At 33.4% G+C, this 26,011-nt stretch carries 12 protein-coding genes; 5 read left to right on the forward strand and 7 right to left on the reverse strand.

Annotated features, from left to right (window positions below; translation table 11 throughout):
- Positions 1-2 precede the first annotated feature (2 nt).
- From Q4487_RS00085 to Q4487_RS00100, 4 genes are all read right to left on the reverse strand, one after another.
- Positions 3-2,306, reverse strand: coding sequence for a glycoside hydrolase family 65 protein (locus tag Q4487_RS00085; RefSeq protein WP_303543698.1), 2,304 nt, complete (start codon positions 2,304-2,306; stop codon positions 3-5).
- A gap of 59 nt (positions 2,307-2,365) precedes the next feature.
- Positions 2,366-3,022: a beta-phosphoglucomutase gene (gene pgmB / locus Q4487_RS00090; protein ID WP_303543700.1), complete on the reverse strand. Its 657-nt coding sequence runs from the start codon at positions 3,020-3,022 to the stop codon at positions 2,366-2,368.
- A 1-nt stretch (position 3,023) separates the two neighbouring features.
- Positions 3,024-4,400: an MFS transporter gene (locus Q4487_RS00095; protein ID WP_303543702.1), complete on the reverse strand. Its 1,377-nt coding sequence runs from the start codon at positions 4,398-4,400 to the stop codon at positions 3,024-3,026.
- Between the two features lie 135 nt (positions 4,401-4,535).
- Positions 4,536-5,573, reverse strand: a complete 1,038-nt coding sequence (locus Q4487_RS00100) for a LacI family DNA-binding transcriptional regulator (protein ID WP_303543704.1) — start codon at positions 5,571-5,573, stop codon at positions 4,536-4,538.
- A gap of 265 nt (positions 5,574-5,838) precedes the next feature.
- Here Q4487_RS00100 and Q4487_RS00105 point away from each other — a divergent pair, with 265 nt between their 5' ends.
- The 5 genes from Q4487_RS00105 (at position 5,839) to Q4487_RS00125 (ending at position 15,611) form a co-directional block, all read left to right on the forward strand.
- A complete protein-coding gene (locus Q4487_RS00105; RefSeq protein ID WP_303543706.1) occupies positions 5,839-8,784 on the forward strand; it encodes a SusC/RagA family TonB-linked outer membrane protein in 2,946 nt (981 codons plus the stop codon).
- A gap of 10 nt (positions 8,785-8,794) precedes the next feature.
- Positions 8,795-10,396 (forward strand): RagB/SusD family nutrient uptake outer membrane protein, encoded by a 1,602-nt coding sequence (locus Q4487_RS00110; protein ID WP_100896428.1) that lies wholly within the window; start codon positions 8,795-8,797, stop codon positions 10,394-10,396.
- A 14-nt stretch (positions 10,397-10,410) separates the two neighbouring features.
- Positions 10,411-11,439 (forward strand): SusE domain-containing protein, encoded by a 1,029-nt coding sequence (locus Q4487_RS00115; protein ID WP_303543708.1) that lies wholly within the window; start codon positions 10,411-10,413, stop codon positions 11,437-11,439.
- Positions 11,440-11,565: 126 nt separating this feature from the next.
- Entirely contained in the window at positions 11,566-14,904 is a 3,339-nt protein-coding gene (locus Q4487_RS00120) for an alpha-amylase family glycosyl hydrolase (protein ID WP_303543710.1), read from the forward strand.
- Positions 14,904-15,611 carry a hypothetical protein gene (locus Q4487_RS00125; RefSeq protein WP_303543712.1) on the forward strand — a complete coding sequence of 236 codons (708 nt, stop codon included), beginning with the start codon at positions 14,904-14,906 and terminating at the stop codon, positions 15,609-15,611. The genes Q4487_RS00120 and Q4487_RS00125 overlap by 1 nt, the downstream gene beginning before the upstream one ends.
- A gap of 62 nt (positions 15,612-15,673) precedes the next feature.
- Here Q4487_RS00125 and Q4487_RS00130 read toward each other — a convergent pair whose 3' ends face one another.
- The 3 genes from Q4487_RS00130 to Q4487_RS00140 are packed head-to-tail and all read right to left on the reverse strand — an operon-like array spanning position 15,674 to position 25,670.
- Positions 15,674-17,605, reverse strand: coding sequence for an OmpA family protein (locus Q4487_RS00130; protein ID WP_303543714.1), 1,932 nt, complete (start codon positions 17,603-17,605; stop codon positions 15,674-15,676).
- A gap of 1 nt (position 17,606) precedes the next feature.
- Positions 17,607-18,560 (reverse strand): type IX secretion system membrane protein PorP/SprF, encoded by a 954-nt coding sequence (locus tag Q4487_RS00135; RefSeq protein ID WP_303543716.1) that lies wholly within the window; start codon positions 18,558-18,560, stop codon positions 17,607-17,609.
- Positions 18,561-18,569: 9 nt separating this feature from the next.
- Positions 18,570-25,670: an Ig-like domain-containing protein gene (locus Q4487_RS00140; protein WP_303571870.1), complete on the reverse strand. Its 7,101-nt coding sequence runs from the start codon at positions 25,668-25,670 to the stop codon at positions 18,570-18,572.
- Positions 25,671-26,011 lie beyond the last annotated feature (341 nt).

Raw genomic sequence — 26,011 nt, forward strand, 5'->3', positions numbered from 1 at the left:
ATTTAAGCAGTAATTAAATTATTCTGTTTAATAGTAATAGAATTGCCATTTACAAGTATCGTAAGCTCTTCTCCTTTTAATAGCTCAAAAGTATTTTTAGACTGAGTTACACTTACTTTAATTGTATGGTTTCTAAAATTAACTTTAAACGAATAGCCTTCCCATTCTTTAGGTATTTTAGGGCTAAAAGATAGTTTGTGGTTGCGTACGCGCATACCACCAAATCCTTCAATAATACTCATCCAAGTACCAGCCATAGATGTAATATGTAAGCCTTCTTCTACCTCTTTATTATAATCATCTAAATCTAATCTTGATGTTCTTAAATAAAAGCTATATGCTTGGTCCATACGGTTTAACTTTGCAGCTAAAATACTATGTACACAAGGAGAGAGTGAACTTTCGTGCACTGTAAAAGGCTCGTAAAAATCAAAATGACGCTCTATTTCTTCATTTGTAAAGTTGTCTTCAAATAAGTAAAAACCTTGTAGAGTATCTGCTTGTTTAATGTATGGCGAGCGTAAAATTCTGTCCCAAGACCATTTCTGATTTATAGGTCTAAAAGCAGTATCCAAATCAGAAACAGGAGTTAATTCTTTATCTAAAAATCCGTCTTGTTGTAAAAATACATTATGCTCTTCAGAAAAAGGGAAATACATATTATCTGCTACGTCTTTCCACTTTTTAATTTCATCAGAAGTTAAATTAACTTTAGACATAACACGTTCATAATCTGTAGTGTATTTCTCTTTAACAGTAGCTATAGTTTCTGCGGTGTAATTAATACACCATTGTGCCATATAGTTGGTATACCAGTTATTGTTTATGTTATTTTCGTACTCATTAGGACCAGTAACACCAAGAATAACATATTTATTTTGCTTGGTAGAAAAAGTAGCTCTTTGGTGCCAAAAACGGGCAATACCAATAAGCACCTCTAATCCTTTCTCTGGAATATAGCTGTAGTCTCCTGTATACCTATAATAATTATAAATAGCAAAAGCAATGGCTCCGTTTCTGTGTATTTCCTCAAAGGTAATTTCCCATTCATTATGGCACTCTTCGCCATTCATAGTTACCATTGGGTACAAGGCAGCTCCGTTAGAAAAATCTAATTTTTCTGCATTTTCAATAGCTTTTTCTAAGTGATTGTACCTGTATGCTAATAAATTGCGACCAACATTTTGGTCTTTAGTAGCCATATAAAAAGGCAAACAATAAGCTTCTGTATCCCAGTAAGTACTACCACCATATTTTTCGCCAGTAAAACCTTTAGGTCCAATATTTAGTTGTGCATCTGTACCTAAGTATGTTTGGTTTAACTGAAAAATATTAAAACGGATACCTTGTTGCGCTTTTACATCGCCATCTATTGTTATGTCTGATGTTTCCCAAATAGTAGCCCAAGCATCTTTTTGTGATTGCAATAATGCAGTAAAACCTGTTTTAGTAGCTTTGTTTAATACTTCTGTAGCTGCAGAAATTAAGTTTTCTTTAGCGTGATTCCTATCTACTGTATACCCTGCAAATTTATGTATAGAAAAAGTAGAGTTTGCATCTACATCTGCAGTGTAGCTATATGTTATTTTGTTTTTTATTTTTTCAACTATAGGAACAATACCTGCTTTTTTATCATTCAAAAAACATTCAGACTCCATAAAAGTACAGGTATTAAACTCTGTTTTTAAAGTATGTGCCTCTATAAATGCTTTGTTGTCTATAGAATTTATGTTTGTTATTTCCCAAAACTTATCATCCCAGTTAGTGTCTTCATTGGTAATGCCTGCATCTAAATAAGGACTAAATGTTATTGTAGCATCTACGTTTACAGGAGTAATGGTATAGTCAATAGCACCAACTTCATCTAATGTTAAGCTTAAAAAACGTTTTGTTTTTACAGAAACAATTACATTATTTTTTAGAGTAGCTGTAAAAGTTCTAGACAGCCAACCTTCTTGCATATTTAATTCTCTTTTAAAATTATCTACTTTACACGTAAATAAATCCAGGTTTTCGCCATTAACTTGTACGTTAATACCAATCCAATTAGGAGCATTTAATACTTTAGCAAAATACTCAGGGTATCCTTTTTTCCACCAGCCAACTTTAGTTTTATCTGGGTAATAAACACCAGCTATGTAACTACCTTGAAAAGTAGGTCCTGAGTAGTGTTCTTCAAAATTAGCTCTTTGTCCCATTGCACCGTTTCCAATGCTAAACAAGCTTTCTGAAGATTTAACTCTGTCTGTGTTAAAACCTTCTTCTATGATAGACCAGTTGTTTGGTATAATATAATCTTGATTCATAATTTCTTATGCTATTGATTCTTGCAGATGTTACTTTTTGAGTAAGCTATTATCTACATTTATTTTTTTATTAATTCTTGTATAAAGTCTGATGAGATTTCTGTAAAATCTTTAAAAACATAGTCAGCCTTGCTTAATATTGATGCATCTCCAATACCAATGCTAATCATATTTGCGGCATTAGCAGCATCTATACCAGCTGTTGCATCTTCAAAAACAATACAATCTTCAGGGGCAATAGATAGTGCATTTGCAGCATTTAAAAATACCTCAGGATCTGGTTTGCCTTTAGTAACACCATTACCATCTATAATGGCACTAAATTTTTGTATTAAGCTTACTTTTTGTAGTATTACTTCTGCATTTTTACTTGCAGAACCTAAAGCAATGCCTTGGTTTTGTGTTTCTAATAACTCTAGAATTCTTGGTACATCTGGTAAAATTTCAGAAGCATCCATTTTTTCTATATGTTGTAAATAATCTTCATTTTTTTTAGCCATTAAGCCAATAAACTCTTCGTTTTCTAGAGTAATATTACCCCAGTTAAGTATTTTTTCTAAAGATTTTACTCTACTAACACCTTTTAATTGCTCATTTTGTTCATGAGTAAATTCAACACCAATAGAATTAGCTAGTTTTTGCCAAGCTAAAAAATGGTATTTGGCAGTATCTACAATAACGCCATCTAGGTCAAATATGAATCCTTTTCTTTTCATTTTATTCTTCTATTGTTTGATAAGAAATTGCACTTTTTTCGGTAATTAAGAAGTTGCATAATCCTGCAATAATCAAGCTAATACCAGCAACAATCATTGCATTTATAGCTTCTTCTCCTAATAAGTTTGATATAATATTTATGCCGCCAATAGCCGCAATAATTTGTGGTATTACAATGAACATATTAAAAATGCCCATAAAAACTCCCATTCTTTTTGGATCTACAGCACTAGAAAGCATTGCATATGGCATAGATAAAATACTACCCCAAGCAAAACCAATAAGTACAAAGCAAACTGTTAAGTACTCTGGAGACGGAATAAAATACATTAGTATAAAACCAGCACCTCCAATAATTAAAGAAAACATATGTACCATTTTTCTGTTAATTCTTTTTCTTGAAGTGTATAAGACTAGAATTAAAGCAAATGCCATAGATGATAAACCGTAAGTTCCCATATAAGAACCTACTAAATTTGATGATTTCTGAAACGCTTCGTTTGTTATATTAAAAGCTTCTACATCAGAAGCTATTTCCATATTATAATTAGCCTCTACAGGAGCAGGAGAATTAAATACGTGCTCTGTTAAGGCAGGATTGGCCATACTCCACATTGTAAAAAAGGCAAACCAGCTAAAAAACTGAATAACTCCTAATTTTTTCATTGTAGAAGGCATATTTCCGATATTGTTTAGGATATCTGGAATAAACTGATTTTTTTTGGCTTTCTCTTTTTTAAACTCTTCTATGTCCTCTGGCGGATATTCAGAGGTTGTAAAAATGGTATACAGTATGCTTATTAAAAACACTACAGCGCCAATAGCAAAAGCTACTTTAACAGACATAGGGACAACTCCAGACGGAGCAGCATCACTAACACCAAGTTTAGAAACCATCCAAGGTAGGTTACTAGCTACCCAGGTGCCAATACCAATAATTAAAGTTTGTATAACAAACCCATAAGAACGTTGTGAATCTGGTAATTTATCTGCTACCAAAGCTCTAAATGGCTCCATAGATACATTTATAGATGCATCTAAAATCCATAAAAAACCAGCAGCAACCCATAGAACAGGTGAGTGTGGTACTAAAAATAAAGCAAGGGAGCTAAGTATAGCACCAATTAAAAAGTAAGGTTTTCTTCTTCCCCAACGAGCACTCCAAGTCCTATCGCTTAAATAACCAATAATTGGTTGTACAACTAGTCCCGTTAAGGGAGCAGCAATCCATAAAAGAGGTATATCATCTTTTTCTGCACCTAGCGTCTGAAAAATTCTGGACATAAAACCTCCTTGTAAGGCAAATCCAAATTGAATTCCCAGAAACCCGAAACTCATGTTCCAGATCTGCCAGAAACCAAGTTTCTGTTTTTCCATAATGTAAATATTAAATATAAAAATACAGCGCCAAGATTAGTGTCTGTATGGCGTGTATACGGTGCGAAGTATAAAAATATTAAGTGTTAAGTTTAATATTTTGATGCGGTAAAGATATAAAATTTTTGATACAGATTACAAAACTGTATTTTTTTCTGATGATTTTCTAACGATTAAATCTGTAGAAATAACCTTTCGTTGGTATTCTTTATTTATGTCTTTATTTTGAATACGATCTAATAATAACTCAGCTGCATGTTCACCAATGGTTATACCGTGCTGGTCTATTGTAGATAGGGAAGGTGTTGAAAAAGAGGATATTAATCCGTCTGTAAAGCCAACAACACAAAGCTCATTAGGTATTTGTAAATCTTTTTCTTTGGCAATTTTAATAACGTTGGCAGCATATATTTCATTTACAGCAACAACACCATCATAATTTAAAGTAGAATTATGCATAAATGCACTTATTTGCTCTGTAATACTAGAGTTATCATTAACTTTAAAAATAAGATCTTCATTAATGGTAATTCCTTTTTCTTCTAAGGCTCTTTTGTAGCCAATGGTACGTAATGCTCCAACATTTACGTGATCTGGTGTAGACAAAATAGCAATATTTTTACACCCTACATTTAGTAAGTGTTTTGTTGCTTTGTAACCACCACCAATATCATCTACAATAACTTTATCACAAGTAATATCATCAGATATTCTGTCAAACAAAACTAAAGGAATATTATAATCTTTTAACTCATTAAAGTGTTCAAAGTCTCCCTTTTCTAAGGTTTCTTTAGCTATAGAAACAAGTAAACCATCTACACTTCCGTTAGCCATCATTTGTATGTTTAACTTTTCTTTTTCGTAAGACTCGTTAGATAAACATATCATAACATTGTAATCTCTACCGTTAGCTATTTTTTCAATTCCGCTAATAACTCTAGAAAAAAAGTGATGTACAATTTCAGGAATAATTACACCTATAACCATTGTTTTATTATTGCGCAGTTTTTGCGCTAGCATATTTGGTTTGTAATGGTATAGGTCTGCAAAAGCTTTTACCTTTTTACGAGTTTCTTCGCTAATTTCTGGACTGTTTTTTAAGGCTCTAGAGACAGTAGAAGAAGACACACCAAGTTCTTTTGCAATGTCTTTTATGGTAATTTTGGCTTTCATAGTATAAAGATACAACGTTTGTGAACATCAACTAAGTATTAACTCTAAATTGATAATACTTAATTTTTTATAGCAAATAAATAACAATCTATTAAAATTGGACTAATTTTTTACCATAAAAACACACTTTTTGATAAAGTTGTTAACATGCAACCCGTTGCGTAACTCTATAGATTTGTTAAATTAAAGTTAAGCATATACTTTCACAAAGCGAAATATAAAAATGTGTTAAGTTTTAATCAAATTATTAACTCAAACTAACTTTATGAATAAACTAAAGAATATCTTTTTAGGAGTGTTTCTTCTTTTTCCCTTACTGTTTTTTGCACAACAAACAGTATCAGGAAAAATTACAGACAACGTTACAAAGTCTCCATTATTAGGAGTAAATGTTGTTGTTAAAGGAACAACTAATGGATCTATTTCAGATTTTGATGGATTGTACGAAATTAAGAATGTAAATATGGGTGATATACTTGTTTTTACATCTGTAGGTTTCAATTCTAGAGAAGTAAAAGTAACATCTAGTACATTAGATGTAGAAATGGTAGAATCTACCGAAGCTTTAGATGAAGTAGTAGTTATAGGTTACGGTACTACAACCGTAAAAGATGCTACTGGATCTATTGAAAAAGTAAGTACTGATGAATTTAACTCTGGAGCAATTACTTCACCAGAGCAATTAATTACAGGTAAGACTGCAGGTGTTAGCGTAGTTGCACCAGGAGGCCAGCCAGGACAAGGAGCAACTATAACTATTAGAGGTAATTCTTCATTATCAGCTAATAATAGTCCACTTGTTGTTATAGATGGTGTTCCTGTAGATCAAGGTACAACAGGCGGAAGTTCTGTTTCTGCTTTAAACTCAATTAACCCAAATGATATAGAAAGTTTTGTTGTTTTAAAAGATGCGTCTTCTACAGCAATATATGGTTCTAGAGCTTCTGCAGGGGTAATTTTAATAACTACTAAAAGTGGTAAATTAAATGCTCCTTTAAAAGTAGAGGTAAATACAAATGGTTCTGTTGGTACAGTTCAAAAAAAATTAGATGTACTTAACGCTAGTCAGTACAGAAATGTGTTAATTGGTAGTCAAAACGAAGCTTTAGCTGTTCCTTTATTAGGAGATGCAGATACAGATTGGCAAGATCAAATTTTTCAAGAAGCTTATGGTACAGATGCTAACTTAACAATTTCAAAAGGTTTTGAAAGTTCAGCGATCAGAGGGTCTATTGGATACACAACTCAAGAAGGACTTGTAAAAACTTCTAAGTTTGAGCGTACTTCTGGTTCTTTAAATTTTCGTCAGAACTTATTTGATAATGACTTAAAAATTAACGTAAACCTAAATGGGTCTATAACCAATGATGATTTTGTTAACGGAGGTGTAATAGGGGCAGCTTTACAGTTTGATCCTACACAACCAATATATAGTGGTAATAACAATTACGGAGGTTATTATGAGTGGTTAAATAATGATGGAAGTATAAATAACTTAGCTCCTAGAAACCCACTAGGGTTAATTAATCAGTCATCAAATGAAGCGGAAACAAAAAGAGCAATAGGTAATGTTAAATTAGATTATTATGCTCCTTTTTTAGACGGACTTAACTTTAATGTTACTCTTGGTTTTGATTATAACGAGAGATATGGTAAAACAAGTACAGACCCTAACTCAGCTTCAGCACAAAATGCACAAAGTATTACTGGTAGCTACGGTAGCTTGCGTAGAAGTACTTTAGCAGACTTTTTTGTTAATTATAAAAAAGAGGTAGAAAGTATTAAAAGTACTTTTGAATTAACAGTAGGTCATACTTTTCAAAAATTTTATAGAGAAAACTATGCAAACAATCCTTTGATATCAGGTACAGAAAATTCTACTTTTTTTGCTACGCACAATGCAATTGAGTCTTATGTATCTCGATTACGATATTCTTATGATAGTAAATATTTATTAACGCTAAGTTATAGAACAGACGGTTCTTCTAGATTTAGTGGAGATAACAGATGGGGTAATTTCTCTGCAGCAGCTTTTGCTTGGAACATATCTGAAGAAAACTTTTTAAAAGATTCTGAAACTGTATCTAATTTAAAATTACGTATTGGTTACGGAGAAACAGGACAACAAGAAATTAATCAGGATTTTGGATACCTTCCAGTTTACCAAGTTAGTACAGATAATCAGCAATATCAATTAGGAGATACTTTTTACAATACTATAAGACCAGCAGGTTATGATGCTAATATAAAGTGGGAAGAATCTAAAACATACAATATTGGTTTAGACTATGGTTTTTTTAATAATAGAATTAATGGTAGTATAGAGTATTATACAAGAGAAAGTAATGATATTTTAAACCAAATACCTATACCTTCTGGATCTAATCTTACAAACCAATTAATTACAAATATTGGAGATTTAGAGAATAGTGGTTTTGAATTTTCTATAAACTCTGATATTTTTCAGAGAGAAGGTTTTAATTGGAACCTTGGTTTTAATTTATCTTATTTAACTAATAAAATAACAAAATTAAACACTGTTGATGATCCTAGTTTTATAGGCGTAGCTACAGGAGGTATATCTGGAGGAGTAGGTAACACTGTGCAAATACACCAAGTAGGTTCTGCACAAAGTTCTTTTCTTGTATACCAACAAGTTTATGATGCAGATGGTAAACCATTAGAAGGTGTATATGTAGATAGGGATGGTGATGGTGTTTCTGGTGGTTCATCAGATACAGGAGATTTATATGTTAAAGAAAACCCTTCTGCAGATTATTTACTAGGCTTTTCTTCTTATACAAATTATAAAAATTGGGATTTAAACTTTACAATGAGAGCTAGTATAGGTAATTACGCCTATAACAACGTTGCTTCTTCTACGGGTAACGAGTTTGGTTTAAATTCATTAAGCTCTAACAGAAACGTAAGTACTTCTATTTTAGATACAGGTTTTAAAAACAACCAATTATTGTCAGATTACTATATTCAAGATGCTTCTTTCTTAAAAATGGACAACGTAACGCTTGGTTACAATTTTAAGAATGCATTTAAAGATGATAAAGTTAGTTTAAGAATACAAACTACTGTACAAAATGTGTTTACAATTACTAATTATGATGGTATAGATCCAGAGATTAGTGGTGGTATAGATAATAATTTTTACCCTAGACCAAGAACTTTCTTGTTAGGATTAAACTTAAAATTTTAAAGATAACAGTATGAAAAATATAAAATTAAAATTAGGAGCGTTTGCCATTGTTTTTGCTTTTATTTTTTCTTCGTGTGAAAGCGAATTAGATTTAGAGCCTCTTACATCGCAAACATCTAGTAATACATTTAGTGATACTGCTGCATATAAACAGTTTATGGCTAAAATATATGGAGGTTTTTCTTTAAGAGGACAAGACACTAGTGGTAATTTTGATGATATTTCTGGTATAGACGGTAACTTTTCTAACTATTTAAGAATGTTATTTACTATTCAGGAATTGTCTACAGAAGAAGCAATTATTGCATGGAATGATCAGACCATACATAATATTAATAACCACGTATGGACTTCTTCAGATATTTTTGTAACAGCAATGTATGCAAGAATTTATTTTCAAATAGGATTGGCTAATCAGTTTTTAAGAGAAACAGAAGAAAGTGTATTAGATGGTCGTGGTAATGTTGATGCTTCTTTAAAAAGTGAAATAAGCGGATATAGAGATGAGGTTCGTTTTTTAAGAGCTTTTAGTTATTGGCACGGTATAGATATGTATGGTAATATCCCATTAGTAGATGAAAACGATCCTGTTGGAGCTTTTTTACCTACACAAGCTACACGTAAAGAGGTGTTTGAATTTGTAGAAGCTGAGTTGTTAGACATAGAAACAAGATTGCCAGAACCTCGCCAAAATGAATATGGTAGAGCAGATAAAGCTTTTGCTTGGATGTTACTAGCTAAATTATACCAAAATGCAGAAGTGTATACGGGTACTGCAATGAATGTAGAAGCTTTAGATTTTACTAGTAAAATTATTAATAGCAACGCTTATTCTTTAGTTCCAAATTATAACTATTTGTTTTTAGCCGATAATGACAGAAACGGAGCCGAGAATGAAATTATTTATCCATTCTTATTTGATGGTATTACAAATGCAGCATTTGGAGGTACAACTTATCTAGTTCATGCGGCAATTGGCGGCACAATGGATCCTGCAGAATTTGGAGTCAATGGTGGCTGGGGAGGTCTTAGAAGTACTAAAGGTCTTGTAGAAAAGTTTGATGATATTTCTGGTGATACAGATTCTAGAGCAATGTTTTATACAGATGGTCAGTCTTTAGAAATTACTAACCCGTTTGATTTTACAGAAGGATATGCTGTAACTAAATATCGTAATGTAGATATTAATGGTGTACAAGGGTCAGATGCTTCTGGTAATAATGTAGATGTTAATTTTCCTGTTTTTCGCTTAGCAGATGCTTACTTAATGTATGCAGAGCTTTATGTTAGAGGTGCAGGTGGTGATGTTACAAATGCTGTTAACTATGTAAACTTGTTAAGAGAAAGAGCTTATGGTGATACTAGTGGTAACATAACAGCAAGCGATTTAACCTTAGATTTTATTCTAAATGAAAGATCAAGAGAGTTATATTGGGAAAACCACAGAAGAACAGATTTAATTCGTTTTGGACAATTTTCAGATGTAGGTGTTTGGCCGTTTAAAGGAGGAATTCCGGCAGGTAGAACCTCAGAAAGTTTTAGAGATTTGTATCCAATGCCAAGTGCAGAGTTAAATGCAAATCCAAACCTTGTACCAACACCTGGATACTAACCTAAAAACTTAAAATGATGAAAATAATATTAAAAAATATATGGATTCTTTGTTTGAGTCTAGCACTGTTTACATCTTGTGATGATGACTCAGACTTGGCACAAATATCATCAACAGCATCTACAGGAGTTGCAAATTTTTCTACTACTACATTAGTGTTAGATAAAGACGATAAAGAGGCAGATGCTTTAACTATTAATTTTAATGAACCAGAATTAGGAGTTGCCTCTGGAAAAAGTTACCAACTTTTATTTGATTTAGTAGGAGGTGATTTTAGTGGTGCAGAAGTTAAAAGTATTGAAGAAAATACAACTTTTACTTTTAAGACAGAAGAAGTAAATCAGATTTTAATAAACTTGGGAGCTGAGCCGGGTGTAGCTACAGAAATTCAAGTAAAAATAGAAACTATTTTATCTTCTGATACCAGTATGTTCTCTGATGTTAGTACGTTAAGCATAACACCGTACGCTGCAGAGTTAGATTTAAGCTCTAAATGGGGATTAGTAGGTGATGCTACAATAAATGGTTGGGATGGTCCAGATATGCCATTTTATCAGACTACAGATAAATCTTTGGACGCAGGTACTTTTGTTGCTTATGTAACATTAACAGATGGTGAAATAAAGATTAGAGCAGACAATGCTTGGGATACAAATTATGGTGGATCTGATGGTGTTTTAGAGGCAGATGGATCAAATATAGTTGTTACAGCTGGTACATATAAAATCGTTTTTAACGAGAATGATTTAACCTACTCTATAGAGTTGTATTCATGGGGAGTTGTAGGTAGTGCAACAACAAATGGATGGGATGGTCCAGATATGCCTTTTACTTACAATCCTTTGTTTGACAACTGGGTAGCTGAGGTTACCTTAGTTGATGGTGAAATAAAAATAAGGAAAAATAATGATTGGAAAGTAAACTTTGGAGATCTAGAGTTAGACGGAATTTTGGATACGGAATCTGAAAACAACATTGCAGTATCTGCAGGAGATTATAGTATAACTTTTAACCCAGTAACTTTAGAATATAGCATAAAATAGAGTTGCTGAGTAAGTAGTTAAGTTTTAGTTTTTAAGGCTGATTATAATTTGTAATCAGCCTTATTTTTTATAATTAATATTTAATAATCAACCAAAAAATACAATCAACCACATAATTTGAACCTTATGAAAAAGTGTTTAATATTTATTATTTTAATAAGTGGTTATTGTTTTGCACAACAGCAAAACATAACCTATTCAGTTTCTCCAGAAGCTTTTGGTGAGAACGATGAAATTACCATTACAGTATCTAATTTAGATGTATCTGCTTGGGGTGTTTCTGATGCATATCTTTGGGCTTGGTCCTTAGATGCAGACGGTGAAAACTCTCAAGATTCTCCTACTAATGGTAGCTGGACAAACTCTAATGAAAACCAAAAACTTACTGACAATGGTGATGGTACTTATAGCTTTATCTTAACTCCCTCTAGTTTTTTTAATAGAACTAATATTGGACAAATAGGAATACTTATTAAAGCAAAAAATGGGGATGGTGATAAAAAAGCGCAAGACTATATTTTTAATGTTGGCACATTTCAATTTAACCTTAGTTCACCAGCAAAAACTACAACTGTTTTAAATTCTGGCGAGAGTATATCCGTTGTTGCTACTTCTTCAATAAGTGCAACGTTTGTTTTAAAGGCAAACAATATAATAGTAGACACGCAAACAGCAATTACAGACTATAGTTATAGCTATGCTGTAACAGAAAATAGTAACTTTAGTTTAGAAGTTACAAAAGATACTGAAACTAAATCGGCAATTTTTAATGCTGTAGTTTCACCAACAGTAGAAGAAGCTCCAGTACCTGCTGGTATGTTAGACGGTATTAATTTAGACCCAGTAGATGCTACAAAAGCAATACTGGTTTTATATGCTCCTTTAAAAGATTTTGTGCACGTTATTGGTGACTTTAATAACTGGCAAATAGACAATAACTATCTTATGAAAAAAGATAGTGCTACAGATAGGTTTTGGATAGAGCTAACAGGTCTAACGCCACAAGCCAATCATATGTATCAATATTTGGTGAATTTTGAAATTAATGTTGCAGATCCTTATTCTACTTTAGTTTTAGATCCTTACTCAGACCAATATATAGATGAGGTTACTTATCCTAATTTACCTGCTTACCCAACAAATTTGACAACTGAGGCTGTTACTGTTTTGCGTACTGGTGATACAGATTATAACTGGGAAACAACAAATTTTGTTGCACCAGACAAAACAGACCTAGTAATTTATGAGGTATTGCTTAGAGATTTTGATGCTTTGCATTCTTTTGAAGCTTTAGAAAACAGGTTAGACTATATACAAAAGTTAGGAATAAATGCTATAGAACTTATGCCTGTGAGTGAGTTTGATGGTAATGAAAGCTGGGGATACAATCCATCTTTTCATATGGCATTAGACAAATATTACGGTACAAAAGATGCTTTTAAAAGTTTAATTGATGAATGCCATAGCAGAGGTATAGCTGTAATTTTAGATGTAGTTTACAATCACGCTAGTGGTCAAAACCCTTATTTTAGGCTTTGGAATGATAGCAATGGTGGTTTAGGAGGAAAAGTTACTACAGATAACCCATTTTTTAATCAGGAAGCAAAGCACTCTTACAGCGTTTTTAATGATTATAATCACCAATCTGTAGCTACACAAGAGTATGTTAAACGTACTGCTCAATATTGGATAGAGGAGTATAATTTAGATGGTTTTAGATGGGATTTAACTAAGGGGTTTACTCAAAATTGTGCAGCAAATGATGATAGCTGTACTAATGCTTACCAACAAGACAGAGTAGATGTTTTAAAACAATATGCAGATGACCAGTGGACTGTAAATGGTGATTTTTATATCATTTTTGAACACCTAGGAGGTATAACAGAAGAAGAGCAGTGGGCAGATTATAGAATTGCAGAAGGTAAAGGAATTTTACTTTGGAACAAACAAACGGAGGCTTACAATGAAGCTTTAATGGGTTACAATACAGCTGGTAAATCTAATTTTTCTGGTGTTTCTTATGCTCAAAAAGGATTTAAACAAGCGTCTGCAGTATCTTTTATGGAGAGTCACGATGAGGAACGATTGCTTTACAAGAGTTTAAATTTTGGTAATGAAGAAGGCAATTACTCTACTAAAGACTTAAATACATCTTTAGAGCGTTTACAAACTTCAGGTGCTTTTTTCTTTACGGTTCCTGGACCAAAAATGATATGGCAGTTTGGAGAATTAGGGTATGATATTTCTATTGAAGAAAATGGCAGAGTAGGTAATAAGCCAATACTGTGGGAGTATGCAGATAATCCTAATAGAAAAGCAGTTTACAATAGCTGGAGCAAGATTATCAATTTAAAGAAAAATGCAGAAGTATTTAGCACCTCTAATTTTACTATTGATGCATCTAACACAAACGGTTTAAAGAAAATACATTTAACGCTAGAGAGTGCAACAGTAGACCAAATAAAGCATATTGTTGTTTTAGGTAATTTTGGAATGTCTGCGCAAAGTATAACTGCAGATTTTCAAGGAACCGGTACTTGGTATAATCTTTTAAGTAAAAACACACCGCTAGAAGTAACAGCAACCGCTACAAGCATAAATTTAGAAGCAGGTGAGTTTATAATTTATGCAGATAAACCTTTTGTAGATCCTAATGATTTGGATAGTGATGGTGTTGTAAATGCTTATGACGCTTGTCCTAACACTCCTGTTGGCACTACTGTAACTGTTACCGGTTGTAGTCTGTTTACATTACCCACTACAAATTACCAAATTGCTACTGTTAGCGAAACTTGTAAAGATGCTAACAACGGCAAAATTAATATTACTACGGCAGAAAATTTAAATTACACGGCAACAGTATCTGGACCTAATAGTTTTTCTGTACAAGAAAACTTTACAGCAGAGCTAGTTTTAGAAGATTTAAGTGCCGGTACATATACAGTTTGTTTTACTATTGAGGGTGAAACAGATTACGAGCAATGTTTTACACTGGTTATTACTGAGCCTGAAGATTTATCGGTTTCTTCTAAAATAGATAGATCTTTAAAAAGCGTGAGTTTATCCTTAAAGGGGGCTGAGGTCTACTTTGTAACCTTAAATGGAATTACGTATGAAACTAGTGGTAAACATATTGATTTACAGTTGCAACCAGGAATGAACAGGATATCTGCCCAAACGGGTATAGATTGTCAAGGTAAGTTTACCGAAGAAGTTTTTGTATCTGAGGAAGTACGCTTTTTTCCTAATCCTGTTGTAACAAATTTAACGGTTTACTGTGCAGGTAAGGATACTAGTGTAACTGTTTCTTTGTTTGATTTTACAGGGAGACAATTGCTAACGGATACTAAAAGTATTGATGCCAATAGAGAAATAGTGATACCAACTACCAGCTTAAAAACAGGTAAGTATGTTGTTGTGGTAAAAGGAAAAACAATAAACAAAACATTTAAAATTATTAAGTAATGCATACAAAGTATTTAAAAATATACGGATTTATAGCTGCAGTAATTTTATCTAGTTGCGGTGGCGGAGGTGATGATAGTCCGGTTGAACCAGAAGTTTTTGCTCCAACAGCATCTACATTAAGTTTGCCAGCTAATGACGAGGTTTGCTTAACAGGTACAACTATAAATAACACCCAGGCTTCGGTAGCATTTACGTGGCAAGGAGCAACTAATGCAAATGGTTACAATGTTGTTGTTAAAAATTTGACTACAGAGCAAATTAATACATTTACGGCAACAGCAGAAACAACAACAATTACCTTAACAAAAGGGGAACCGTATTCTTGGTACGTAGTTTCTACATCTAACACAACTACAGAAACTGCAGAGAGTGATGTTTGGAAATTTTATTTAGCAGGAGACGGAATTGTAAATTATGCACCTTTTATGGCAGAAGCAATATCTCCAGAGATAGGAGAAACGGTATCTGCATCTAACAACAAAATTACATTGCATTGGCACGGAGCAGATGTAGATAATGACATTAAAGATTATGAAGTGTTTTTAGCTACAACATCACCGCCAGCAACAAGTATAGGTACAACTACAGATGCTTTTTTAGAGAGTTCTGTAAGTTCTGGAACTGTGTATTATTGGCAAGTTGTTACAACAGACCAAGAGAATAACAGTTCTAATTCACAAATATTTGAGTTTAAAGTTAATTAAACCAGATGTTAGTAAGTTTTTTTGTTTGGCCAGAAATAGAAGTATTTCTGGCTTTTTTATGTTTATTTGGTAATAATAATAAACTCAGACCTTCTGTTAACAGCATGTTCTTCATTAGAGCATTTTACACCGTTTTTGCACTTATTAAGTAATTGAGATTCTCCAAAACCAATACCCGTAATTCTACTTTGGTCTACACCTTTAGATACAAGATATTTTACAGTAGATTTTGCTCTTCTGTTAGACAGCCATAGGTTGTAGGTGTCACTCTCTGTACTATCTGTGTGCGAACCAACTTCTATTACCACCGTAGGATTCTCTAACATATAGTTAGCAACCTTGTCTAAGTCAGGATAAGATTCTACTCGTAAATAAGAACTATTTGTATCAAAATAAATAGATTTTAATTTTAAATAGTTTGATAGGTCAGAACCCACAGCTGTTGCTTCTTTAGAGTTCTCTAATTCTAAAACTACTTTCTCAATTTTAGTATTGTTTTTAGGTGAGTATATATACTTTACAGCATCTGCATAACCATCACTCTTAGCTGTAAAACGATATTTTTTTTCAGGTAAATTTACTTCTGTTGTAAAAAAACCATTTTCATCACTAACAGTTTCTACTAAATTATTATTCTCATAATCATAAATGGTTACCATAGCATTTACTACAATTGTATTGGTCTCTTTGTCTATAACTTTCCCCTTTATTACTTTGGTTACAGATTCTCTAATAAACCTATAAATATCATCACTTCCTTTACCTTTTGGTCTGTTTGATGCTAAAAAACCTTCATTTTTAGATTCGTTTATAATTAAAGAAAAATCATCTTGCCTACTATTAACTCCTTTTCCCATATTACGAACCTCAGCATTTTCTTGTTGTAGGTTGATGTAAAACATATCTAAACCACCCAAACCAGGATGTCCGTCTGAAGCAAAATACAAGGTTTCAGATTCAGAAATAAAAGGAAATGTTTCTCTGCCTTCGGTATTAATTGTAGCTCCTAAATTTTGTGGTTCACCAAAGCTACCATCACTATTAATAGCTACAACAAAAATATCTGAAGCACCAAGTGTACCAGGCATATCTGAAGCAAAATAAAGCTTATCTTCTGTGTAATTTAAGGTTGGGTTAGCAACAGAATACTCATCATTATTAAAAGGTAACTCGGTTACATTTGTCCACTTTCCATTTTCTAATGTAGCCTTGTAAATTTTAAGTCTGCTTAGCCCGTTTTTATCTGGAGAAAACTTACCGTTTTCAGAGTTATTTCTTGTAAAATATACTGTTTTACCATCTTTTGTAAATGTAGAAGAAGACTCGTGTGTTTTTGTGTTTAATTCTTTTGCAAAATTTCCAAGGTATACATAATTTAAACTGTCTTTTTTTGCGGTATGTAAATTTAAAAAAGGCCTATTGTTCCACTCGTGTAAGTTATTTACTAAAAAACCGGTATCTCTTGCGCTAGAAAAAACTAATGAGTCTTTGTAAAACGACGGGGCAAAGTCAGACTCTACAGAGTTAGATTCTAAATTAGTTAAAGTATATTTTTGTTTGATGTTTTTTAGATTCTCTAAATAATCTAGTTTTTCAATAAATTTAGAAGCTCTTAAGTCTTGCTGTTTAATTTTATTAAACTGAAGCATTATTTTATCTGCTTCGTCATAATTACCGTTAGACCTCAACGTTTGTGCGTATTTAAATAAGTACTCTGAATCAGAATTTTTAATGTCAGGACTCATCAATTTTGCATAACAATTGGCAGCATCTTTGTAATTGGCATTTAAATAATAGGCATCACCTAATTTTTTATAAATATCTATAGAGCTTTCTCCTTTTTCTATTGCTTTAGTATAAGCATCTATTGCAAGTGCATAGGCTTTAGTATTAAAAAGCCTGTCTGCTTCTGCTAACTGTTTTGTCTGTGCAACAGCAGAGAACTGTGCAATTACAAGCAAAAACAAACCAATTATAGTTTTATCTATCTTCATATTAAAAGAATCTTGGTGTTAGTGCATTTCTAATCTTAGATTTAAAATCATATCTAAGGAACACCTCAAAAGAACCATCATTAAAATTGGTTCCTCCTAAGGCTGTAGTTTCTTTATCATAAGCTAAACCAACCATTAGGCGCTGTGTTGCTTGTATGCCAATAAGGGCACTTAAAGCAGCATCCCACCTATAAGCAACACCCATAGAAAATTTGTCTTTGTACAAAAACGTAGTAGATACATCTACTTGTAACGGTGCACCATAAGTTGTTTTAAGTAATGTGGCTGGTTTCATTTTTAAATCAGAATTTAAATTAAAAACATAACCTGTAATTAAATACCAGTTTACTTGCTCTTCTGCAATGTATGATGTGCTTGTTGAAGATTCATCAAAATGTTTGGTCTTTAAAAAATTAGGAACAGATAAACCTGCATAAAACCGATCTTCGTGATAATAAATACCCGCACCAAAATTTGGAGAAAATTGTTTATCTACACCATTATCTGGTACAGCAACTGTAGGGTTATTGGCTCTTAGTTTGTTGTGATCTATATTTAAAAAATGACCACCAGCTTTTAATCCAAAGGAAATTTTTCCTTTTTCTGATGCTTTAATGGTATAAGAATACAAAGCATCTATGTAAGTGTCTTGGTTTGTACCGTTACCAATTTCATCATTAACAACAGATAATCCTAAGCCAGATTTTGCAGAAACTGGAGCGTGAATATTAAAAGTTTGTGTAACAGGAGCACCATCTAAACCAACCCATTGTGAGCGGTGTAATGCGGCTATACTTAACGCACCTCTAGAGCCAGCATAAGCCGGATTTATAGAAATTGTATTGTACATATATTGTGTATACTGCGCATCTTGTTGAGCGTTAACTCCAAAAGCAAATAACAGTACACCAATAAGGCTAAATACGTGTTTTTTATGTTTATATATTGATATCATTTTTTATAATTAATTTAGGTACAAATAGCCATTTTTAGTTTTAGCTTCTCCATCTTTTAAATAGTTAATTATGTAATAATACACACCAGCAGGTAACGTACTACTAGATTTAACTACGGCTCTACCATTAGAAATACCTGTAAATGCTCTTGATGCGTTATCATAAGATTTTGTACTGTATACTTTTACACCCCATCTATTAAATATTTCTACAGTATTATCAGGAAAAGCTTCTATGTTTACTATTACAAATGTGCCATCTGCAGTACCAGGCGTAATGTTTTCATTTTGTATTTCTATATCACAAGCAACTCCTAAAGGAGGTGTACCGCCAATAGAGTCACAAGCATCTAGAGGATCTGTATTATCTACAACTTCTTGCCCATCCAAAATTCCATCTTTATCTGTATCAGCATCGTTAGGATCTGTTCCTATTGTATTTTCTTCTTCATTAGTTAAGCCGTCATCATCACAGTCCGATGTATCTAAAGGCATACCAGAGATAGAATCACAATCATCTAGAGGATTGGTATTATCAGTAACTTCTTGTCCGTCTGTAACACCATCATCATCTGTATCTGCGTCATTAGGGTCTGTACCAAGTGCAACTTCATCATAATTTGTTAAGCCATCATTATCAAAATCATCTGTAATAAAAATAACAGCTGTATTAGTATTACCTGCTGTATCAGAAACAGTAATATCTAATGTACTAGGGAAACTTAAATTAGGTAAAGCACCACTATTTGGAGTAGCCGTGTTTGTATCTAAACTAAAGTTACCTGCAGCATCTGTTGTAACTGTATAAGTAACTTCTGGTGTACCATCAGCATCAATATCTATACTAATAAGCAAGGTTTCATTTATACTGCCAGTACCAGTAATAACAGGAGTAAGGTTATCTGTTATTTCATCGTTTACAATAGGAGCTACGGTATCTATAACAATAGGATATACTGTAGAAGAAAAACTAATGTTGCCAAAAGTATCGCTTGCTACTGCAGTAATATCATAGTTTCCATCTGGTAAAACAGTTGCAGTATGGTCTAAAGTCCAATTACCTGTAGCATTAGCAGTTGCAGTACCTATAATAACACCATCAATATAAATATCTATAATTCTGTTTGGTTCAGATGTTCCAAAAATAGACAGAGTATTGTCAGATGTAATTGCATCATCAGGAATATTTGTATCAATACTAATGCTACTAATAACAGGTGTAGCAATAGTTGCAGTTTGTACATTGTATAGTTTAGTAGCAGCAACTGTATTGTTATTGCCTGCAGAGTCTGTAGTAGTTAAACTAGCATTTATAGTAGTATCTGCATCTAAAGCTAAATTATTTCCAGACACTATTATACTGAACGTTCCTGTATTACTAACAGTACCAGTAGTAGATACACCGTTTATTAAAAGTGTAACCGTATCACCAGGAGCAAATTCTCCCGTTACAGAACCAGTAATTGTAATGTTTCCTGAAGCTTCAATAGCATTAATAGTATTGTCAGCGGTTACATTATCAATAATAATTGTTGGTGTAGGAGCTATAATATCTAAAGCATATATTTTTGTTGTATTAATTGTATTGCTATTACCAACAGTATCTGTGGTAGCCAAGCTAGCATTTATAGTTACATCTGCATCTGCAAGGAGGTCTCCACCATTAACAGTAATGCTAAAAATACCGGAAGCATTAACAGTACCTGTAGTAGAAACACCGTTTATTAATAGTGTAACTGTATCTCCGTTATTAAATTCTCCTGTAACACTACCTGTAATAGTTATGTTTGATGTTGATTCTGTGGTATTTATAATGTTATCTGTAGTAACATCATTTATTGTTAGGGTAGGTGTAGGAGCAGTAACATCTACATTGTATGTTTTGTTTGTTGTTCCTGTACCTGTATTTCCTGCTGTGCTTGTTGTGTTAACACTACCATTTATGGTTAAATCTGCATCTGCAGTAAGTTCAGAACCCGTAATAGGTATATTAAAATTACCTAAGGCATCTACTGTATTAGTGTATGATATAGTGTTTACTACTAAAGTAACCACATCACCAGTTAAAAAGTCTCCACTAACATTACCAATTACTGTTATTGTGGTTGTAGCTTCAGTAGTGTTAATAGTATTGTCTGCCGTAATATTATTTATTGTAATAATGGGTATAGGCAAAGTAGTATCTACATCATAAAGTTTATTGTTAGTAGCAGTACCAACATTACCAGCCAAATCTAAGGTATTTACCTCGCCATTTATAACGAAATCTGCATCTGCAGCAAGATCACTACCATTAACTGGAATGCTAAAATTACCAGATGCATCTACACCATTAAAATACGAATTTCCATTTATCGTAAGAGTCACAAGATCTCCAGTATTAAAATCGCCACCAACAGTACCCGTGATAGTTATGGTTGATGTTGCCTCACTAGCATTTACTACATTGTCTGCAGTAACGTTATCAATAGTTAAAGTAGGAACAGGAGCAGTGGTATCTATTGTAGCAGAATTGCTTCCGTTTGTACTTGTATTTCCTGCAGTATCAGTGATTGATGCAGTTACAGTAATTGTATTGCCTTCACCCGGACTTGCAAAACTTGTAGTTACAGTACCATTACTAATATCTGTAGCAGTTAAAGTCTGATTAGTACCGTTTATGGTTAAAATATCATTCTCTACAGCTTCGGCAGGTAACGTAATTGTAACGTCAATATCGCCAACTAATTCTGTACTGTTTATAATAGCATCATTATTAATATCTTCAGTAATTACAACTGTAGGAGCAGCGGTTGCTGTAGTGTCAATTACAGCAGAATCACTAGCCTCTGGACTTATGTTTCCTGAGGTATCTGTAACAGTTGCAGTCACAGTAATAGTATTGCCTTCACCCGGACTAACAAAGCTAGTATTTACAGTACCAGCAGTAATATCTGTTGCTGTTAAAGTTTGGTTAGTACCATTTATGGTTAAAATATTGTTCTCTACAGCTTCAGCAGGTAAAGTAATGGTAACATCAATATTGCCAGAAAGCTCAGAATTACCTATAATTCCATCATTATTAGCATCTTCAGTAATTACAACTGTAGGAGCCGATGTAGCAATAGTTTCTATTGTAGCAGAATCGCTTCCGTTAGTACTAGTGTTTCCTGCAGCATCAGTAATTGATGCAGTAACAGTAATTGTATTGCCTTCACCCGGACTAGTAAAACTTGTAGTTACAGTACCAGCAGTAATATCTGATGCAGTTAAAGTCTGATTAGTACCGTTTATGGTTAAAATATCTCCAGCAACAGCTTCGGCAGGTAATGTAATTGTGACATCAATATCACCAACTAATTCCGTGCTGTTTATAATAGCATCATCATTAATATCTTCAGTAATTACAACTGTAGGAGCAGTGGTTGCTGTAGTGTCAATTATAGCAGAGTCACTACCAACTGGACTTATATTTCCTGAGGTATCTGTAACAGTTGCAGTCACAGTAATAGTATTGCCTTCACCCGGACTAACAAAGCTAGTAGTTACAGTACCAGAACTGATATCTGTGGCAGTTAAAGTTTGATTGGTACCGTTTATAGTTAAAATATCGTTCTCTACAGCTTCAGCAGGTAAAGTAATGGTAACATCAATATTACTAGAAAGCTCAGAATTACTTATAATAGCATCATTATTAGCATCTTCGGTAATTACAACTGTAGGAGCCGATGTAGCAATAGTTTCTATTGTAGCAGAATCGCTTCCGTTTGTACTTGTATTTCCTGCAGCATCAGTGATTGATGCAGTTACAGTAATAGTATTGCCTTCACTTGGACTAACAAAGCTTGTAGTTACAGCACCAGTACTAATATCTGTGGCAGTTAAAGTCTGATTAGTACCATTTATGGTTAAAATATCTCCAGCAACAGCTTCGGCAGGTAATGTAATTGTGACATCAATATCGCCAACTAATTCTGTACTGTTTATAATACCATCATTATTAATATCTTCAGTAATAACAACTGTAGGAGCAGAAGTTGAAGTAGTATTTACTTTAGCAGAATCACTACCTTCTGGACTCGTATTTCCTGAGAGATCTGTAATTGATGCTGTGACAGTAATGGTGTTATCTTCACCCGGACTAACAAAGCTAGTAGTTACAGTACCAGTACTAATATCTGTAGCAGTTAAAGTTTGGTTAGTACCATTTATGGTTAAAATGTCGTTCTCTACAGCTTCAGTAGGTAACGTAATGGTAACATCAATATCACCCACCAATTCTGTACTGTTTATAATAGCATCATTATTGGCATCTTCAGTAATAACAATTATAGGGGCAGATGTAGCAACAGTTTCTATTGTAGCAGAATCGCTTCCGTTTGTACTTGTATTTCCTGCAGTATCAGTGATTGATGCAGTTACAGTAATTGTATTACCTTCACCCGGACTAACAAAACTTGTAGTTACAACACCAGCTATAATGTTGGCCGCTGTTAAAGTCTGATTGGTTCCATTTATGGTTAAAATATCGTTCTCTACAGCTTCGGCAGGTAAAGTGATTGTAACATCAATATCTCCCACCAATTCCGTACTGTTTATAATAGCATCATCGTTAATATCTTCAGTAATTACAACTGTAGGAGCAGAAGTTGGAGCAGTATTTAAAGTGATAGTATCTACCCCAGGATTACTTGTATTACCTACAGGATCTGTAATAGTAGCAGTTACAGTTAAAGAGCCATCTTCTGCAGGAGGAGTAAAGGTTACAAGTATTTCTCCGTTTGTAATATCTGTAGCAGTTAATGTTTGATTTGTACCGTTTACAGTTAAAATATCATTCTCAGCGGTATTTGCAGGTAATGTAATAGTAACATTAACATCTCCAACAGATTCGCTTGTATTTAAAAAACCATCATTATTTATGTCTTCGGTAATTACAACTATAGGGGCATCTGGTGGTGTATCATCAAAAATAATTGTAGCACTATTAGAAGTAAGAGTGGCACAAGAAAAAGTTTCATCATTAATAATAACCTGATATAAAAACCCATCATAACTAGCTGTTATTCCTGTTAATGTAAGAGTGCTAGTTGTGCTTCCGGTATAAATATCTACAGTGTTGGCATCATTTATATCTACAAAACCATTACCATCTAAACGGTCTACTTGCCATTGATAAGCTAAAGCTTCGCCAGTTGCAGTAACTACAAAATTTTCTGGGTTAGTGCCATTGGTTAAAATATCTTGTGGTTGGTTTGCTGTGTTAGTTATAGTTGGCGCTTGTCCTATCTGTTGAAAATCAAAGTCAGTATTTCCAGAACCACTATCTGCATTGGTAGGCGTGGTATAACCGTCTACAACCATACCACTAATAACAGTACCATTAGCTGCAGTAACTGTTGGTAAATTACCAAGTATTCCGTCGTTATTTTGATCTGTAAATCCTGCTTCTAAAACGTCATTACAACCATCACCATCAGCATCTAGCTCTAAATAATCTGGAGTGCCATTTGGTGTAGCTTCTGAGTCGGAAATTGTATAATCTACACTACCGCTATTAACACCACTACTAGTTTGCAAGGCATCAAAAATACCATCATCACTAACTGTTGTTCCTAGAATTCCGTTTGTATGGGCTTGTTTATGTCCGGCTTCAATAACATCAAAAATTCCGTCATTATCAGAATCTAAATCTATTAAATCTGGAATTCCGTCGTTATCAGAATCTCTGTCTTTACAAGCAAAAAGTATAAGTTCTATTTCATCCTCAGCTCCTGTAGAAGATGTCTGTGCCAATTGCAATGTAAAAGTTGAAACCCTTTGATTAATTTGTAACGTACCAGCAGCAGAACCATCACTATCTTTTAAAGAACTTTCTGGACTATATCCGTCTGATGGTAAACCAGTACCGCCATCTTTTACTGTGGTTGCAGTAGAAACAAAATCGAATGTGCCGGCAAGTTCTGACCACGTTAAACCGTTTAAAAGGCTTATCTCTGCTGAGGTCTGATCGGTGCCATCGTCACCACCAATACGGTCTAAATGAAGCGTAGGTTTATCTATAAAAACAGGATTGTTGGCAGCATCTACAAATTCAACTGTAACTGTTACTCCGTTATCATAGGTTGCAGCAAGAGAAGTATCTCCTTGTAAATCTTCTGTCCAGAAATTTAGAGCTGGACTTGTAAAATTACCGCTTACAAAGTTGGTAGAGTTTGTTGTAGTAACATTAGCAATAACTCCGTTACCATAGTTAAAAGAAGCAGTAGTGCCAGCAATTGTCCAAGCAGCAGACTGTACAGGAGTACAAATACCTTCTTCTGTATCTAAAATACCATCATTATCATCATCTAAATCGCAACTATTATTTATACCATCACCATCTGTGTCATTATCTGTAGGTGTGCCAACAGTAGCACCAGACGTGCACGGGTTTATTACTAGGTTAGAAAAAGCGAATTCTACTTCGTCTTCAGTAGGGGCATTATTACCAACTAAAGAGGTTCCATTTCTTTCAAGTCCTGTAGTTAAGTTTATGGTGTTTATAAAGTCAGTTACCTGTAAACTTCCTCCGGCAGTATTATCACATTCTCTAGTTCCTCCTAATATTTCAAATAAGTTTTGACCTCTAAAAAAGCTTGGATCAGAAAGAAATCTATCAGTAGCGCTTAGTTTATTCCAATTGTATCCGTCCTGTAAATAAAAAATACCAGTAGTGTTACTAAAAAGAAGTCCTGTTACTCCAACTTTATCAACGTGTAAAATAGGGTTTAGTATGTCTGCTAATGTATTTGTTCTGGTGTCATAAAACTCAAAAGAAATAGAGCCGTTACTACCATTAACTTCTAAAGCTAATGATGGTGTGCCCGTAATAGTTGGGTCACTAAAAGCATCAGGAGAACAAAGCATAGTATCACCGCCAAGAATATCTACGTAACCAGTAACGGTTACCTCAATTCTAACTAAACCATCTGAGCTTATAGATGTCCATTTTCCCCCACCAGCATCTGACCATACGCCAGAGGTTTGAGCAAAAAATAATTGAGACACAAATAAGAAAATAAAAAGCGTGAATAGTTTAGCAAATTTTATTCTGTTTGTGAGAGATAATTTTAGATTCAATTTTATCATAAAAAAGTTTCTTATGAATAAACTAATGGTTTGGTTAAAAAAGTTATTCAATTTAAATAGCTAATTTATATTGAAAAATACCGAACAGTGTATTAATGTTGTGAATACTAGGCTTTTGTATGCGTAAGCTTATTTATGATACTTTTTTTTAATTGAATAGATGTAGTTGAAGAAATTAAAATGAACATTTGTTTTTACTTAGTTAACATATTACGACTGTAAAGTGCTTCTCTGTTAAGGCTTGTTTTCTCTGTTTTAATAAAGTAATTACACTACTTTTTTTAAAAAATAAAGAACTTTAATTTTTCTGATTTTGATTAAAAAAATAACATAAAAATAAA

Origin of the sequence: Cellulophaga sp. 3_MG-2023 (genome assembly GCF_030546975.1) — a bacterium.
Classification (GTDB): domain Bacteria; phylum Bacteroidota; class Bacteroidia; order Flavobacteriales; family Flavobacteriaceae; genus Cellulophaga.